Below are 16004 nucleotides of genomic sequence, written 5' to 3' on the forward strand. Positions count from 1 at the left end.
TTCAAAGGTTCGCATTCGGCGGGGTCCACCCCGCCCTCGATCAGACGGAGGTCGCGGTGCGCGGCTGCGCAACCTTGGTCTCCGCTGGTTTCCAGGCAAAGAGCGAGCGCAGGCTGCTGCGTTCCTTGCCCAAACTCTGGGTGATGCGGTCGAGGATGACCGCGAGAATGACGACGGCAAGGCCGCCCTCGAAGCCGGTGCCCACATCCAGCCGCTGGATGCCGGTCAGAACCGTGTTGCCGATGCCGCCGGCGCCGATCATCGAGGCGATCACCACCATCGACAGAGACAGCATGATCGTCTGGTTGATGCCGGCCATGATGGAGGGCAGGGCGTTCGGCAATTGCACCTTGAACAACAGCTGTGACGCGGTGCAGCCAAAAGCCTGGCCCGCTTCGATGAATTCGCCATGCACCTGGCGGATGCCGAGATTGGTAAGCCGCACCACAGGCGGCATGGCGAAGATGACGGTCGCAATCGTGCCGGGCACCGCGCCGAGGCCGAAAAACATCGCGGCCGGGATCAGGTAAACGAAAGCCGGCATGGTCTGCATCAGGTCAAGCACCGGACGTATGCCGGCGGCAACCGTATCCTTGCGCGCCATGGCAATGCCGAGCGGTAGGCCGATGATCATCGCAATCAGCGTCGAGGCAATCACGAGCGACAGCGTTTCCATGGTCGCCGCCCAGAGCCCCATATGCTGGACGAGCCAGAGCGAGATGCCGGTAAAGACGGCAAAACCGAAACCGACACGCCATAAGGACAGCGCAACGAAGATCGCAATGCCGAGCGGCATCGGCAGGGCAGCCAGCAGATCAAGGATGCCGCCTGTGACGAAGCCGATGGCGGCTGCGATCGCGTCGAGGGCAGGCGAAAGGTTGTCGAGAATGTAATTGACGATGGCATCGACACCGTCACCGATTTCGAAGTTCATGAAGGTCACCTCTCTGTGTCGCGATCAGCTTGCGCGATCGAGCGTTTCAAGCAGGGCGGATTTGCTGATGGAGCCGACATAACGGCGGCGGGCATCGATGACCGGCACGGGCCAGGGGCTGGAGGCGACACGCCCCAGCACGTTTGACAGCGGCTCGTCGGCCGGAATGGCCTCAACCTCGCTGAGGAAGGCGGCACGGTAGGGGTCCGGATCCTTGTCGCGCAGCTTCTCGATGAGAGAGGTGCGGCTGACAATGCCGTGATAACTGCGATCACGGCCAAGGATGATCGCATAATCGCGATCGTAGCTTTTCATGCGCTCCAGCGCGGCGGCAGCCGAAACGCCCTGGCGTTCGATGATCGTCACCTGCGTCTGGCGTGCCACGTCGCCGGCTTTGAAGACTTGGCTGACATCCACGTTGCGGAAGAAGGAGCGCACATAATCGTTGGCCGGGTTCATGACGATCTCGTCCGGCGTGCCGACCTGGATGACGGCGCCGTCCTGCATGATGCAGATCCGATCGCCGATCCGCATGGCCTCGTCCAGATCGTGGCTGACGAAAACGATGGTGCGGCTGTGCTCCGATTGCAGGCGGACAAGTTCATCCTGCATCTCGGTTCGGATCAGCGGATCTAGCGCGGAAAAGGCCTCGTCCATCAGAAGGATGGTCGGTTCGCTCGCCAAGGCGCGAGCGAGTCCGACACGCTGTTTCATGCCCCCGGAGAGCTGGTCCGGACGGCTGTCGGCATAACCGGACAGACCGACGGCTTCGAGCGCGGCGAGCGCGCGTTTTTTGCGCTCCTCTTCGCCCATGCCCGCGATTTCCAGGCCGAACGCCGCATTGTTGATCACCGTGCGGTTGGGCAGCAGCGCAAAGGACTGGAAGACCATGCTGATGTCGCGGCGGCGAAGCGCAATGAGCTCCTGCCGCGACATGCGCGTGATATCCTTGCCATCGATCTCGATGACACCGTCCGTCGGCTCGATCAGACGGTTCAGCAGGCGCAACAGCGTCGATTTGCCGGAACCGGACAGGCCCATGATGACGAAGATTTCGCCGGGGAAAATGTCGAAGCTGGCGTCGACGACGCCGATGGAATTGCCGGTTTCGGCGTGAACCTCGGCCTTCGACTTGCCGGTTCTATAAAGGTCGAGCGCCTTTTCCGGCCGCTCGCCAAACACTTTGAAGACGGATTTCAGACTGATCTTGGGCGTTCCGGCTTTCGCCGTCCCGTCGGTTTCAGTTGTCATAGCCATAAGCAATCAAGCCCCCGGCTCGGTAGCTGGGGAACGCTCCTTTATTGGCGAAAGGTTCATCACCGGCGGCCCTTGCGAGCAGCCGGGAGAACGCGATCTGTTTTCGTTCACGGCAGAACTGCCGCAGTGTCCGTGCTGGTAGGCTGCCGGGGCATGAAGCGCTCGATCCGGCAGCAGAATAATCACAAAAGCGCCTTTCGACCGAATGTCACGGCAAGACAGCGCTTGTGTGTCTCTAGATATAGTCCGAAAGTTCCAAAGTCCATGAAAAAATCTAGATTTTGTGTGTTGGGGGCGGGTAGGTGGGGCCACCATGTCGCTTATCGGCCAGGAATCCTGCCGCAATTACAACACCTTCCGGCACGCGCGCGGGAGAGACACAAGCAAGGACGGGCTTCGGAACTGGCGACGAATCCTGTATCTGCCTAGGCAGAAGATCTTCGAATCTGTAATGGATCGGGTATGAGCAACGTCATCAAATTCGAAAAGCCGAAACCGGAAAAGGCGCCCAAAACCGGGGCGCCGAAATCCGGTCCACCGAAATGGCGCCCGCCGCAGATCGGGCGGTCCCTGGCGATCGTCATCATTCTGGCGCTGTTTGCCGCGGCCTGGGCGTATTTCCAGTTCGTCGAACCGCAACTCGGCGGCTCGATTCCCGGCGCATCGTTGTGACGTCGGTGAGAAGCGGTGACACCTCGACCACGGCGGACATCCTGTTGCCGGTCGAACGGCAGCTAGACGCTTACAATGCCCGCGACATTGACGCCTTCATGCTCTGGTGGGCGGACGACTGCCAGTACTACGCGTTTCCCAATACGCTTCTGGCCTCCAGCGCCGCCGAAATCCGCGCGCGCCATGTCGAACGTTTCCGCGAACCGGACCTCTACGGCAAACTCATCCAGCGCGCCTGCGTCGGCAATCTCGTGATGGATCATGAGGTCGTCACGCGCAATTTTCCGGAGGGCAAGGGCGAAGTAGACGTGATCTGCCTCTACGAGGTGTCGGAGGGCAAGATTGCCAAGGCCTGGTTCAAGCTAGGCGAGCCAAGGATCTTTTAGCAGCAGGGCATTCGACGACCGTGCTGCACTTGGGAATAGAATATACCCTGTCCAGATCCAAATGCAGGATAAGGTAGATTATGGAACAAAGCCATATCTGCAACCCACAGAATGGCTTGCCGCCGCCGCCTCAGGTCAGGTCGAACTCGAAGCACATCCCGTCATAGGCCGGCTCCACATGCGCCGGTGTCTCGTCCAGCACCGTGCGGTAGTCCAGCGGAATATGCATGTGGGTCAGGATGGCGCGTTTTGGCTTCAGCTGATCAATCCAGGTCAACGCCTGGTCGAGCGATAGATGGCTCGGATGCGGCCGGTACTGAAGTGCATCGATGATCAGCACGTCGAGATCCTGAAGCGCTGCGACACTCTCGTCCGGAAAGTCGCTCACATCGCTGCAATAGGCCACGTTGCCGATGCGAAAGCCGAGTGACTCGATATCGCCGTGCACCTGTCGATGCGCCTTAAAGGACAGCGCGCCGCCCGGCCCGCTGACGGTGATCGGCTGCGCCAGATCCTCGATCAGCCGCGGTTCGACGATCGGCGGATAATTGCCGCCCGGCGGCGTTTCCAGGCAATATCCGAATCCCTGTCGGATGCGCGCCATGGTGACTGGATCGGCGAAGATCGGGATGCGCATGCGCTGTGAATGAAAATAGCCACGCACGTCATCGATCCCGTGCAGGTGATCGGCATGCGCATGCGTGTAGAGCACGGCGTCGATCCGGGTGACGCCGGCGGAAATCATCTGCTCGCGAAAATCCGGTCCCGTGTCGATGACGACCGTGGTCGTCGCGCCGTCCGGGGCGATCTGCTCGACGAGGAAGGCAGCGCGCCGGCGGCGGTTGCGTGGCTCGGTGGGATCGCAGGCGCCCCAGTCGCCATCGAGCCGCGGCACACCCGGCGACGAGGCGCAGCCAAGGATGGTGAACCGCTGCCGCAGACCCGCCACCGGTCTCACACCCTGGTCATCTTCGAAAAGCAGCGGAAGGCATTCTCCGTGGTGATGCCGGCCATCTCCTCGTAGGAAACGCCCTTCACCTCCGCCAGAACCTCTGCCGTGTTGACCACATAGGACGGCTCGTTGCGTTTGCCGCGCCAGCGTTTCGGCGCAAGATAGGGTGCGTCGGTCTCCACCAGCAGCCGGTCGAGCGGCACTGTCTTGGCGATCTCCCGGATCTCTTCGGATTTCGGAAATGTCAGGATGCCGGAAAAGGAGATGTAACCGCCAAGCGCCACACCACAATCGGCCAGCGCCTGGCCGGCGGAAAAGCAGTGCAGGATGAAGGGGAAGGCGCCCTTCCCCGTTTCCTCGGTCAGGATCGCCGCCATGTCCTCGTCGGCGCTGCGGCTGTGGATGACGAGCGGCAGCTGCGTGCGCCGCGCTGCCTCGATATGCCGGCGAAAGCCTGTCTGCTGGTCGGCGGGCGTCTGCGTGTCATAGAAATAATCGAGGCCCGCCTCGCCGATTGCGACGATCTTGTCGTGGTTTTCGGCGAGTTGCACCAGATCGTCGGCGGTGACGTCGAGTTCCTCATTGGCATTGTTCGGATGCGTGCCGACCGAACAGAACACCGAGGGATAACGTTCCGTCAGGGCCAGAAGCGTCGGCAGCTTCTTCACGCGCGTCGAGATCGTCACCATCTGGGCGACACCCGCCGCATGGGCGCGCGCCACCAACGCGTCGCGTTCGGCGTCGAAATCGGCAAAATCCAGATGGCAGTGGGTATCGATCAGCATAATCTCAGGCCTTGTCGGCGTCCGGCGCCACATAGCGCGGGAAAACCGGCGAGGGAGCCGGCAGTTCCGTGCCGGGTTTCAGGCGACCCGCCTCGCCCAGCTTAGAAAACACACGGTCTTCCTCGGCAACGGCCACCAGATCGAGAATCTTGGCGGCGGATTGCGGCATGATCGGCTGGAACAGGATGGCGATTTCGCGCACGACCTCGGCGGTCACCCACAGCACCGTTTCCATGCGCGGCACATCTGTCTTGCGCAGCACCCAGGGCTCCTGGGCGGCGAAATAGCGGTCGGCCTCGTTGACGATGTTGATCACGGCTGCCACCGCCTTGTGGATCTGCTGGCGGCCCACTTCCTCGCGGCAGATGGCGATTGCCTCGTCGGCGGTGGCGAGAATCGCCTTGTCGGCCTCCGTCAGCGCGCCCGGCTGCGGCACCCTGCCCTCGCAGTTCTTGTTGATCATCGACAGCGAGCGCGAGGCAAGATTGCCGATGCCGTTGGCGAGGTCGGCGTTGATGCGGGTGGCAATACCTTCTTCCGAATAGCTGCCGTCCTGGCCGAAGGAGACTTCGCGCAGGAAGAAATAACGCACCTGGTCGAGGCCGAAATGGTTCACGAGGTTGACCGGATCCACCACGTTGCCCAGCGACTTCGACATCTTCTCGCCCTTGTTGAGCAGGAAGCCGTGGGCGTAGACGCGTTTCGGCAGCGGCAGGCCGGCCGACATCAGGAAAGCCGGCCAGTAGACGGCGTGAAAACGGATGATGTCCTTGCCGATGATATGCGCATCCGCCGGCCAATATTTGGCGCGTGGGCCGTTCTGGTCTTCGACATAACCGGTGGCGGTGATGTAGTTGGTCAGCGCATCGACCCAGACATACATTACGTGCTTGTCGTCGTCCGGCACCTTGATGCCCCAGTCGAAGGTCGTGCGCGAGATCGACAGATCCTTGAGACCCGACTTGACGAAGGACATGACCTCGTTGCGGCGCTCGGAAGGGCCGATGAAATCCGGCTGATCCTCGTAGAGCTTCAGGAGTTTGTCTTCATAGGCCGAGAGCTTGAAGAAATAGCTTTCCTCTTCCACCCATTCGACCGGCGTGCCCTGCGGTCCGTACCGCACGCCATCGGCGCGCAGTTCGGTTTCCTCTTCCTGGTAATAGGCCTCGTCGCGGACCGAATACCAGCCGGCATAGCTGTCCTTGTAGATATCGCCATTGGCGGCCATCCGGCGCCAGACCTCCTGCACCGTCACGTGGTGACGCTGTTCGGTGGTGCGGATGAAATCGTCGTTCGAAGCGTTGAGCAACTTGCCCATGGCGCGGAATTCGTTCGAATTGCGCTCGGCAAGTGCCTCCGGGGTAATCCCCTCGTTGCGGGCCGTCTGCTGCATCTTCTGGCCATGCTCGTCCGTCCCGGTCAGGAAGAACACATCCTTGCCGTCGAGCCTTTGGAAACGCGCCATGGCGTCGGTCGCAATCAGCTCATAGGCATGGCCGATATGCGGCTTGCCGTTCGGATAGGAGATGGCGGTCGTGATGTAATAGGGGGTCTTCGTGGACATTGCGGCCAGCATTACCGTTCTTGTTCAGGGTCTCAGGTCCCGCGTCTTAAACCAAGTTTCGCGGATGCGAAACAGCAAGTTTCCGTTTGCGCCACCGACCGCCCTGCCCTGGTCAGCGGGCGATGTCTTCAAGGAGCGACAGGATCGTTTGCTTGCGGTCGAGATTATAGGCCTGCGAGATGCCGATCCGCTCGCCGATCTCGGACGAGAGCCGGGAGGCGCGGTCGGCGGCCATCAGATCGCCGGAGAGTGCCGCGTGGCGTGCCCGCTCCATCAGGTGATCGCGCAGGTGATCGAGGAAAAAGCCGAAGATCACGTCATTGTCCTTGGCCGACAACACATCGGAGAGACGGTGCATCGCCCGCCGTGCCGCAGGGCCCGAGGCGCGCAGCATCTCGTCGAAGGCGGAAATGATCTCCGTGCCGCCATAATTCATCAGCTTCAGCGCCTGTGCCACGCTGCCGCCGGCCGCGTTCAGCACTTCTTCCGCCGTCCGCCCGCCATCGGGCGCAAGGCCAAGGGCGGAGAGCGCCAGCGTCAGATCCTCCCTGCCGAGAGGAGCAAGCTTCAGCGGCAGGCAGCGCGAGCGGATCGTCGGCAGAAGTTTTCCCGGCGCATGGCTCAGCACCAGGAACAACGAACGTTTCGGTGGCTCCTCGAGGATCTTCAGGATGGCGTTCGCCGCATTGCGGTTGAGATCGTCCGCCGGATCGATGATGACGATGCGCCAGTTGCCGGTGCCGGAGGTCTGCGAGAAGAAATGTCCTGCCCGGCGCACTTCGTCGACGGTGATGGCGGTCTTCACCTTGCCGGTCTTTTCATCCACAGGGCGCGTCAGATGCAGGAGGTTATGCGAGGCGCCCGAGGCGATCTGCCGGCTGACGGGCGACTGCGGATCCGGATCGGCAAGCTCTTCGGGCGCGGTGGCGGGATCCGGATGGGACAGCACATGATTGGCGAACCGGAAGGCAAGCGTTGCCTTGCCGATTCCTTCCGGCCCCTCGATCAGGATGGCATGATGGCTGCGGCCGGAACGGTAGAACCGCGACAGGAAGGCTTCCGCCTCTTCATGCCCGAACAGATGCGAATTCAGTTGCGGCGGCACCGCACCGTCGAGAACGCCAGGCAATTGTTCGCTCATGGCGTCGGCGCCGCCTGTTCGGCCCGCACGTCAGCCTTCCCCGTCAGCGTCGGCAGAACCGCCTCCACCTGCGCCAGAATTTCCGCGGCAATGCGGCCGACACTCTGATCCGCATCGATCACGCGGCAGCGCTGTTCGTCGATTGCGGCAATATCGAGAAAGGCCTGGCGGCGCATTTCGTGCACCTCGAGTTCCTCCTTCTCGAAACGGTCGGGAGCTGTCCCCTCGCCGGCCTCGCTGCTGCGGCGCCTCGCCCGCGCCAGCCCCTTTTCGGCCGGCAGATCGAGGATCAGCGTCAGATCCGGACGAAGCCCGTGGATCGCCACCTGTTCCAGCGCATCGACGAATTCGACTTCGAGGTTGCCGGTGATCCCCTGATAGACACGCGAGGAATCCATGAACCGGTCGCAGAGCACGATCTTGCCCGCCATCAGGGCCGGGCGGATGACTTCCTCGACATGATCGTTGCGGGCCGCGGCAAACAGCATGGCTTCCATACGCACGCCGAAATCTTCCGCTGCACCGGACAAAAGCACATGCCGGACGGCTTCCGCGCCGGCCGACCCGCCGGGCTCGCGCGTCACCAGCACGTCGTATCCCCGTTGCGACAGCGAATCGGCAAGACGGCGGATCTGCGTGGATTTGCCCGCCCCTTCCCCGCCTTCGAATGTCACGAACAGACCGGTTGGTCGTGCGTCCGACGATAATGCTCCGGATGATTTCGCCAATGTGCCTACATCTGTTTGCTCGGTTCTTGCGAACCCTTCTACCCCATCACGATGACGAGCGGAACGCGCAATCCGCGTCGGAACGGGTCAAATCCAGAAGAACAGCAATTCGAAAAGCGCATCGGTCGCCTTCGAAACAAGCGTGCCTTCCGCAACGTCGGCTGCGGCCTGAAGCGGGACTTCCTTGATCTGCCGTTCGCCCTCGAAAAGCCGGAGCGTCCCAACGGGCTGCCCCTTCCTGACCGGCGCGCGCAGCGGCCAGTCGTAGACGATACGACCCGTCAGCCGCTCCGGGTTGCGGCTCGGTACGTAAACATCCACCGGCTCTGCGGCGATGAGCGCCACATGCGAAGCGTTGCCGCCGTAAACCGCCGCCTCGCCGATCGTCTCGTCCGGCTTGAAGATCAGCTTCGTCTCGAAGGAGGACAGCGCCCATTCCAGCACCCGGCGGGATTCCTCCAGCCGCTCCTTTTCGCTCGCGAGCCCGCCCATGGCGAGGAAAAGCCGCGTGCCGTCCCGTTCGACCGAGGCGACGACCGCAAAGCCGTGCCCTTCGGCAAAACCGGCGCCCAGGCCATCAACGCCGATGCCAAGCTGCAGCAGCGGGTTCTTGTTGCGCTGAAAGATCTTGTTCCAGGTAAAGTCCGGCGCCGAATAGAGGCGGTAATAGTCCGGATAGTTCGTGTAGATGTGGCGCGCGAGGATGACGAGGTCATGCGCCGTCGTCACGCTCACCTGCTCCGGCAGGCCGGTCGCATTGGCAAAGCTGCTGCGCATCATGCCGAGATCGCGGGCACGCGCCGTCATGCGTTCGGCAAACTGTGCCTCGGTGACGGCCATGCCTTCGGCGATGATGATGCAGGCATCGTTGGCGTTCTGAATCACGACGCCCCGGATCAGGTCGTCGAGCGGCACCTCGGATTTCAGCGCGGCAAACATCGTTGTGGTGCCGGAAGGCGCGCCGCCGGTGCGCCAGGCAAATTCCGAAACCGGGAAGGCTGTTGCCGGTGAGACCTCGCCCTTGCGGATCGCCTCGAAAACGAGATCCATCGTCATCAGCTTGGCAAGCGAGGCCGGCGGAAAAGCCTGGTTCTCGTTTTGCGCCAGAAGAACGGTGCCGGTCTTGGCTTCCACCAGATAAATCTGCTTGGCCTTCAGATCGGACAGTTTCTGTTCCGCCGCCAGGCTAGCCGGCGGCATCGCCCAGACACACAGGGCCATCAGGACGGAAAGGCTTGACGTAAAAGGCCGTGGGCGCATGAAGGTCCTCGTCAACCGGATGCGCCCCTGACTAGCAAGCACCATTCTGCAGTGCAACCACCCAAGCTTACCGGGTCGGTGCTTTTCCGGTAGGAGCCTGGTCGGTCTTTTCGATGACACCATCACCGCGCAACACGACATTGCCGAAAATGACACGCGGTTCGTTGCGGCTGGACGGCTGTGCCGCATAGGCGGTGGCAACCGGCGCAGGAGCCGGTGCCGGACGAACAACCTGAACAGCTGCGGGCGCCGGCTGGCGCGCCGCAACGGCAGGTTTCTGGACCGGGGCGACAGCCGGAAGCGGAGTTGCCACAACCGGCTTCTGGAGAGGTGCAACATTCTTCGGTGCCACGGCGACAGGGCGCGCCGCCGGCAACGATGCCACCTGATAACCGGTGTTCTTCGGCGCGGCTGCCACAACGGTGGTCGGGCGCTCGACGGGCATCGGTGCGGCAATCGTCGGATTGGCGGGCCGCGCGGTCGTTGTCGGAGCCTTGGTCGGCACGCGGTTGGCGGCGCCGGCACGTGCCGGTTCCGGCAGGCCGTTACCAAAACTCTGCAACTGGTCACCGAGCGACTGGTTGGAAGCAACCATCACGCCGGTTGCGATCTGGCCATCGGGATGGATGCCCGGCAGACGCTCGCCCTTGCGGACATAGGAGGCCATCAGGAACGGCATGTCGCGGCCATCCATACGGGCGCGGCCGACATACTGCACATTGACGCGCGCCGTGCCGGTGCGTTTGAAATCAAGCAGTTCCGCAGCCTTGCTCGACACGTCGATGATACGGCCCTCGTGGAAGGGACCGCGATCGTTGACGCGCACGATGACCGACGAACCGGTATCCATATTGGTCACGCGCGCATAACTCGGCAGCGGAAAAGTCGGATGGGCAGCCGAGATATGGTCGCTGTCATAGACCTCGCCATTCGCCGTCACGCGCCCGTGGAAGGCAGAGCCGTACCAGGAGGCCAGGCCACTCTTGTTGTAGCGCGGATCTTCCTTGGGAACGTAGGTCTTGCCCTTCACCTGGTAGGGATCGCCCACCATGAAACGGCCGCCACCCTTCGGAACGGGCTGACCATCGGCAACGACCCGCGGGCTGGCTTTGACGCCATATTCGCTCTCGGCAAAATATTCCTTGCTCTTCGGCTTCGGCTTTTGTGTCGTCGCCGTCTGTGTCGATGCGCAGGAGGTGACGGCAAGACAAACGCACGCCACTCCAAGCCACTTCACCCCAAGAAGGAGCCTATCCTTGCCAGATCTCAATGTATGCCCCACGCCGCTCTCGTGGCCGCCTCGGCCGCAACTCAAACACTTGCCCCGGCAGGTATGGTTAACCGGGCCACGCGTCCACTTTTGCCCCCAAGATGGCTAAAATGCGAACCAAATTCGTGGATAAATGGAATTTCTATTCCGTATGGTTAATATACTGTAAAAATAGACTTGGCCGCGGCGGACAAACAAAGTCGGGTTTGGCACAACGCCAGGCGACCGGCGCCGGCACACAGGAGTTGACGTGACGCCCGCGCCCGCTATAAGGCCAGCACCAGCGATAGCGCTGTTCTTGGCATTGGAAGAGTGTCCGAGTGGTTTAAGGAACCGGTCTTGAAAACCGGCGTGCGGGAAACCGTACCGTGGGTTCGAATCCCACCTCTTCCGCCATTGCCGCCTATAGCCGCCCTTCGCCAGACGGGCATCGCCACGTCCGGCGAGGAAGACGGACAACGGCAATCGGCCGATCATTGCCCCTTCACGGTCCTACGCAGGCCCGCGATAATCACCCCAGGCAAGGCGGGTAGCTTTGTTGGGGTCGCGGTCTTCGCGGTCTTCGGCGTCAAAAATCCGCGTCCTGCGAAGATCCGTGTCATAGCAGCTCCAGCCAGGTGTCCGCCCGTGCACGAAGTCGAGAAAAGCACCCTGGAAACGCTGGCTGACCGCTTTGGATCGCTTGCGATAGAAGAGGTCGAGTTTGCCCAGCTCCCCCTCGCCGGTGCTGCCGAACACCATTGGCAGATCAAGGCCGTGGGTCGCTGCGCCAAACAACAGACGCGTGAGCGGCGTGGCATAATCGAAGCGGTAGACCCAGCAATCGGCAAAGGCCGAATGGCCTTCGGCGATGCGCAAGGCGGGCAGCCAGAAGGTGAAATCGCCGCCCATGTCGATGGCGGTCGCTTTGGAGGGAAAGCCCGGATAGGCGGCGACAAGGCGCTGGCGCAGACCGTCCGGCGCGGCCTTGGCGAACATCGCTTCGAGCTGGCTGACGCGGGTGCTGATCACAGGCAGTGCCTTGTGCAACATCGCGCCTTCGCGCTTCATGGTGCCGATCACCAGCGGCAGGCGTGTCGCATGCCCTTGGCTGAACGCCTCGATGGGGTGGAGCGGCAGGAAATCGCCGTCGATGACCGGCGATGTCGGCAGCAGGCCCGGATACTTGTCGGGCGCGACATCGTAGAAGAACTGGCTGGCCCTTGCGTTGAGCTGTTCGCAATCCAGCCGCTTGAGGGCCGGCCCCGTCGCCTGCCGGTCGTCCGGATCCAGCCCCAGCGTGCGGATGATGTCATCGGCGAAGATAGCATGGCGGTGGCGGTCATAAACGCTGAAGCCCGCCGGACTCATGGCAAAGGCGCGGTGGAACAACCCTTTGGCGCTGGGCACGCACATCAGGAACACGACCGATGCGGCACCCGCCGATTGACCGAAGATGGTGACGTTGTCGGGATCGCCACCGAAGGCGGCAATGTTCTGCTGCACCCATTGCAGCGCGGCCACCTGATCACGCAGGCCGAGATTGCTGTCGATGGGATCGTCGGTCGTCGACCAGTTGCTGAAATCGGTAAATCCGAACACGCCCACCCGGTAGTTGAAGCTGACGAAAACCACGTCGCCGTTTTGGACGAGATCTTTGCCGCGATAGAGGGGCGTGCGCGTTCCACCCAGCGAGAAGCCGCCGCCATAGATCCAGACCACCACTGGCCGGGGCCGATCCGACGGGTCGGCGGGCGCCGAGATATTGATCGTCAAACAATCTTCCGACATCGGGGTCTGCGCGCCGGCTCCACCGATGGCCTCGAAGCCTCGCTTCTGAATGGGAAGCGGGCCGAACGTCTTGGCCTCACGCACGCCCTGCCACGGCTGGGGCGGCTGCGGCGCCCGAAACCGTAAGGGGCCGACCGGCGCCTGAGCATAGGGAATGCCGAACCAGCTTCGCACGCCGTCGGCGACCACACCGAGAACATCCCCCTGATGCGTGCGGCAAATGAGGCTGGCCGCGTCCGATGTCACCTGCATGTTTTCAGTCCTTTCGTGCCGCATGTTCGAAGTTCAGGCGCTCAACCCCGGAATCGGTCTTTTGCAGGGTCGGCAGCCCACCGAGAAACAGCGTGACGCGCTGGGCGACGAACTGTTCCATCGCCAACTCCGATCGCGGCCAGAGTCCGAGGGCTGCGGCCCTGACCGGTGCGGCCACGACCAAGTCCCAGAGTATCTGCGCCTGATCGCGGGTTGCCGCCTCTGTCGGGCCGCAGCCGAGCCTCAACAGGACCGGATAAAAGCGTTCCATGGCGCTCAGCCGTGCCGACTCGAGAATGGGAACGATCTCCGGAAACCGCACCGCTTCGGCCACCACGACCCGTTCGATGGCGATGACATCCGGCTCCAGGAACAGCCGCAGGGTATCCAGACAGACGCTCTGAAGCTGCTCCGACAGCGGGCGCTCATCGACCACGACCGGCCCCAACTGACGAAGGCTCTGTTCGGCATAAGTGGTGGTCACCAGCCGAAAGAGATCGGCCTTGTCGGTGAAGCGGCTGTAAACGCTGCGCTTGGCTGAACCGAGGCGCCGCGCCAGTTCGTCGATGGTCGTGCCAGCGTAGCCTTTCTCCAGAAACAGGCGCGTAGCGACAGCGACCATCCGGTCCGTCAGATCTTCAGACTGCTCTTTTAATGGACGGCCGGGCTTGGGCATCGCAGGAACCTCTAGATTTCCTGCGCCAAGATAGGTCACTCAAGCCATTAATGCAACGGTGTCGTTTCATTAATCCGGCAGGCTAACCGGATTGCTTGACTGGCGGCGGACGACCTTCGCACCGAGCGGTTTGACGTGGTGCCAAGTCCCACCCTGCGGAAGACGTCCCCATGACTGCGCTCTGGCCGCGCTCGCGCGACCTCACCACCAAAGTGCGGTGATGATGGAGGCGCTCATAAAGGCGGTGAAGACCAACAACCTCACCCTCTCCTAGGTGCGGCGTTAGAGGGTTATAGTGTAGGCATAGTGCTCATCATTGTCGGGCACGGCCCGCCATCAATGCCGAGTATCCCCTGTCAATCCGGCGGCATTTTCGTTGCCGCACCCGGCACAATCCCGCCGGCTGGACGTGCCCCCTCCCTCTTGGCTTCGCGCATCGCCACCTCGTGCTCTGCGGCCTCGCGGGCCATGTCGTGGCGTGGTTCACCTGGGCTGCGGTCTCTGCCTTCTTCCGAGCGCTGGATATCGTGGTCCTCGCCCAGCACCGCGGTGCCGCGGTCCAGCGGCGCATCGGTATCCGCTTCCCTTGGTTGCGCCTTGTCGGCGGGCACAAGTCCCATTTCGGCGGCAAGGCTGGTCAGGGTGCTTTTTGTCTTGGATGGTTCGGCTGTCATGTCGGTTCTCCTTTGCCTCCCAACACAGGCCACTCGCTCTGGTTCCCGATCGCGTTCGGACACGGGATGGCTGCAGACGACACCAGTCTCGCGCAAGCTTCGGGCTCTAACCGATATGGTATCGGAAATTGCAGCCATGATGGCTTGGCCGAGATCATGAGGATCGAAACGAATGCTGAATGACGATCACGTTGTCCTGGATTGGCAGCAGCGCGGCATGCATGCGCGCGTCTTGGGCCTGAAGCCGCAACAGAACCCACTGTTGAAGCACCGTCCGCGCGACGGGCGTCATATGAGAGAATGGCAGGAGAAATGTGATGCCTGGCTGTTCGGCTGGAGCATCGAGGATGCCTGTCGCAACTAAGATTGTCGCAACTAGGATTGCGGCGGATGTGCCAAGCTGGGGCAAAACATCCGATTCCGTCATGGCAAAAATGACGCCTGTTTCGTTTCGAAACGTTCTATTTGGCACATTAACCCTTATTTAACCAAGGACTTGCAGACCTGAGAACATGTGTCATGCTCGAATTCGGGCAAGGGACCATAGGTTCATGACACAGAGACATTCCAGCGCAGACGATGCTTTCGAGCCGAGCATAGGGTGCCGCTTCAAGGTGGAGGCGGCGATGCTCTCCATGATCGAGGACCTGCGGCGGCAAGGTCTGAGCACCGCGGAAATCGCCCTGTCGCTTGCGGATGCAGCCGAGGATTACGTGCTGCGTCTCGCCAGCTGCGCAGACGAGGACGAACTCGCGGCGCGCCAGAAACCGCTCGGCCATTAGGCCGCGCGGCAACCACCGCCCTCTCCTGCAAATCAAATTCCGATCCGTCTTCGGGCCGGTTTTTCCATGCCACAGATCTGGGCGACTATTCCTGGAACGAAAATGCCGGTGGCGGGTTCGCCAAACGAACCCGGACCGTGTCAAGCGGACGCGACAGGGATGGAGAACATGGGTATTTTTCCGCTTTCTGCCCATGGCCAACGAAATGGCAGGCGAGCTTCCCACCTGTCCGGTCCGGGGTCACAGCATTCCCGTCCGAACGGGCCGATCAGCGATCATTCCGCCGCTTTCTGCGGTTCCGCTTCCAGCTCGTACGAATAACCGTCCAGCATCGCATAAGCCTGCTCGATCACCTTGATCTCGTTTTCCGCCTTGCCGATGGCATCGGCGATCGCGTCACAACGGGCCGTCAGCATGCGGCCCAACACATCGCTTTCCGGCCGCCGCGCAATGCGGTCGAGGTGGTTGCGGATGCGGCCGCGGTGGCGCTCCAGCTCCAGAATGTGGAAACGGGTATTCACCACCTTGTCGGTCAGCTTGCGGCGCATGGCCGCCACGGGATCAAAACTTCCCGGCGCCCGTTCGTCGAGGATGATGTCGTTGACCAGCGTATCGAGGACCAGCAGTCCTTCCAGATCCTTCGAATCCGTCAGTTGCGGATCAAAACCGGTGTCGTCGTAGATCTTGCGGCGCACGGGGTCGAGCAGCAGTTCGTAAGAGGTCGTGAGTTTCGCAAAGGCGTCCACGTCGCCGCCGGTGTCCGGGTGCGAGGACTTTGCCTTCGTGCGATAGGCGGACTTGATGGCCGCGCCATCCGCATCCCGCGGCACGCCCAGCAACTTGTAGGGGTCGATCACGATTCCACCTGGTTTCGAATGCTCCAAGTCCAACCTCGTAGGCT

General features: G+C 62.0%; 17 protein-coding genes and 1 tRNA gene. 5 read left to right on the forward strand and 13 right to left on the reverse strand.

All coding sequences use genetic code 11. The features are described 5' to 3' along the window. Nucleotides 1-40 precede the first annotated feature (40 nt). Both OU993_RS25300 and proV read right to left on the reverse strand, forming a co-directional pair. Nucleotides 41-934 carry an ABC transporter permease gene (locus OU993_RS25300; protein WP_268161685.1) on the reverse strand — a complete coding sequence of 298 codons (894 nt, stop codon included), beginning with the start codon at nucleotides 932-934 and terminating at the stop codon, nucleotides 41-43. Nucleotides 935-958: 24 nt separating this feature from the next. Then, nucleotides 959-2191, reverse strand: coding sequence for a glycine betaine/L-proline ABC transporter ATP-binding protein ProV (proV, locus tag OU993_RS25305; RefSeq protein ID WP_268161686.1), 1233 nt, complete (start codon nucleotides 2189-2191; stop codon nucleotides 959-961). A gap of 462 nt (nucleotides 2192-2653) precedes the next feature. Between proV and OU993_RS25310 the strand changes: the two genes are divergently transcribed. Continuing rightward, on the forward strand, nucleotides 2654-2863 hold the full coding sequence (locus tag OU993_RS25310; protein ID WP_268161687.1) for a hypothetical protein: 210 nt from the start codon (nucleotides 2654-2656) through the stop codon (nucleotides 2861-2863). Further along, complete coding sequence (locus OU993_RS25315; RefSeq protein ID WP_268161688.1) at nucleotides 2860-3249, forward strand: nuclear transport factor 2 family protein; 390 nt, start codon at nucleotides 2860-2862, stop codon at nucleotides 3247-3249. Before OU993_RS25310 ends, OU993_RS25315 begins: the two co-directional genes overlap by 4 nt. Before the next feature lie 130 nt (nucleotides 3250-3379). On the opposite strand, the gene OU993_RS25320 is transcribed toward OU993_RS25315, so the two are convergent. The 7 genes from OU993_RS25320 to OU993_RS25350 all read right to left on the reverse strand — a co-directional run bounded on the left by OU993_RS25320 (nucleotide 3380) and on the right by OU993_RS25350 (nucleotide 10916). Beyond that, complete coding sequence (locus tag OU993_RS25320; RefSeq protein ID WP_268161689.1) at nucleotides 3380-4198, reverse strand: MBL fold metallo-hydrolase; 819 nt, start codon at nucleotides 4196-4198, stop codon at nucleotides 3380-3382. Nucleotides 4199-4203: 5 nt separating this feature from the next. Then, a complete protein-coding gene (locus OU993_RS25325; protein WP_268161690.1) occupies nucleotides 4204-4986 on the reverse strand; it encodes a TatD family hydrolase in 783 nt (260 codons plus the stop codon). A gap of 4 nt (nucleotides 4987-4990) precedes the next feature. Continuing rightward, nucleotides 4991-6550, reverse strand: coding sequence for a methionine--tRNA ligase (metG, locus tag OU993_RS25330; RefSeq protein WP_268161691.1), 1560 nt, complete (start codon nucleotides 6548-6550; stop codon nucleotides 4991-4993). A 112-nt stretch (nucleotides 6551-6662) separates the two neighbouring features. Continuing rightward, on the reverse strand, nucleotides 6663-7691 hold the full coding sequence (locus OU993_RS25335) for a DNA polymerase III subunit delta' (protein WP_268161692.1): 1029 nt from the start codon (nucleotides 7689-7691) through the stop codon (nucleotides 6663-6665). Next, nucleotides 7688-8371, reverse strand: a complete 684-nt coding sequence (gene tmk / locus OU993_RS25340) for a dTMP kinase (protein WP_442793059.1) — start codon at nucleotides 8369-8371, stop codon at nucleotides 7688-7690. The genes OU993_RS25335 and tmk overlap by 4 nt, the downstream gene beginning before the upstream one ends. 135 nt (nucleotides 8372-8506) lie before the next feature. Then, nucleotides 8507-9679 carry a D-alanyl-D-alanine carboxypeptidase family protein gene (locus OU993_RS25345; protein WP_268161694.1) on the reverse strand — a complete coding sequence of 391 codons (1173 nt, stop codon included), beginning with the start codon at nucleotides 9677-9679 and terminating at the stop codon, nucleotides 8507-8509. A 67-nt stretch (nucleotides 9680-9746) separates the two neighbouring features. Further along, nucleotides 9747-10916, reverse strand: coding sequence for a septal ring lytic transglycosylase RlpA family protein (locus tag OU993_RS25350; protein WP_268161695.1), 1170 nt, complete (start codon nucleotides 10914-10916; stop codon nucleotides 9747-9749). 339 nt (nucleotides 10917-11255) lie between these two features. Here OU993_RS25350 and OU993_RS25355 point away from each other — a divergent pair. After that, nucleotides 11256-11345 (forward strand) — tRNA-Ser (locus OU993_RS25355). 96 nt (nucleotides 11346-11441) lie between these two features. On the opposite strand, the gene OU993_RS25360 is transcribed toward OU993_RS25355, so the two are convergent. The 3 genes from OU993_RS25360 to OU993_RS25370 form a co-directional block, all read right to left on the reverse strand. Then, nucleotides 11442-12995 carry a carboxylesterase/lipase family protein gene (locus tag OU993_RS25360; RefSeq protein WP_326493867.1) on the reverse strand — a complete coding sequence of 518 codons (1554 nt, stop codon included), beginning with the start codon at nucleotides 12993-12995 and terminating at the stop codon, nucleotides 11442-11444. After that, nucleotides 12976-13686, reverse strand: a complete 711-nt coding sequence (locus tag OU993_RS25365) for a TetR/AcrR family transcriptional regulator (RefSeq protein ID WP_268161697.1) — start codon at nucleotides 13684-13686, stop codon at nucleotides 12976-12978. Before OU993_RS25365 ends, OU993_RS25360 begins: the two co-directional genes overlap by 20 nt. A gap of 317 nt (nucleotides 13687-14003) precedes the next feature. Continuing rightward, complete coding sequence (locus OU993_RS25370) at nucleotides 14004-14321, reverse strand: hypothetical protein (RefSeq protein WP_268161698.1); 318 nt, start codon at nucleotides 14319-14321, stop codon at nucleotides 14004-14006. A 172-nt stretch (nucleotides 14322-14493) separates the two neighbouring features. On the opposite strand from OU993_RS25370, the gene OU993_RS25375 reads away from it, so the two are divergent. After that, entirely contained in the window at nucleotides 14494-14685 is a 192-nt protein-coding gene (locus OU993_RS25375; RefSeq protein ID WP_268161699.1) for a CrpP-related protein, read from the forward strand. A 187-nt stretch (nucleotides 14686-14872) separates the two neighbouring features. After that, the gene (locus OU993_RS25380; protein WP_268161700.1) at nucleotides 14873-15103 is read left to right on the forward strand and encodes a hypothetical protein; all 231 of its coding nucleotides are present in this window, start codon (nucleotides 14873-14875) and stop codon (nucleotides 15101-15103) included. A 275-nt stretch (nucleotides 15104-15378) separates the two neighbouring features. On the opposite strand, the gene OU993_RS25385 is transcribed toward OU993_RS25380, so the two are convergent. Continuing rightward, nucleotides 15379-15960 (reverse strand): J domain-containing protein, encoded by a 582-nt coding sequence (locus OU993_RS25385; RefSeq protein WP_268161701.1) that lies wholly within the window; start codon nucleotides 15958-15960, stop codon nucleotides 15379-15381. Between the last annotated feature and the right edge of the window lie 44 nt (nucleotides 15961-16004).

The organism is Rhizobium sp. SL86, from assembly GCF_026672545.1.
Lineage (GTDB): Bacteria > Pseudomonadota > Alphaproteobacteria > Rhizobiales > Rhizobiaceae > Neorhizobium.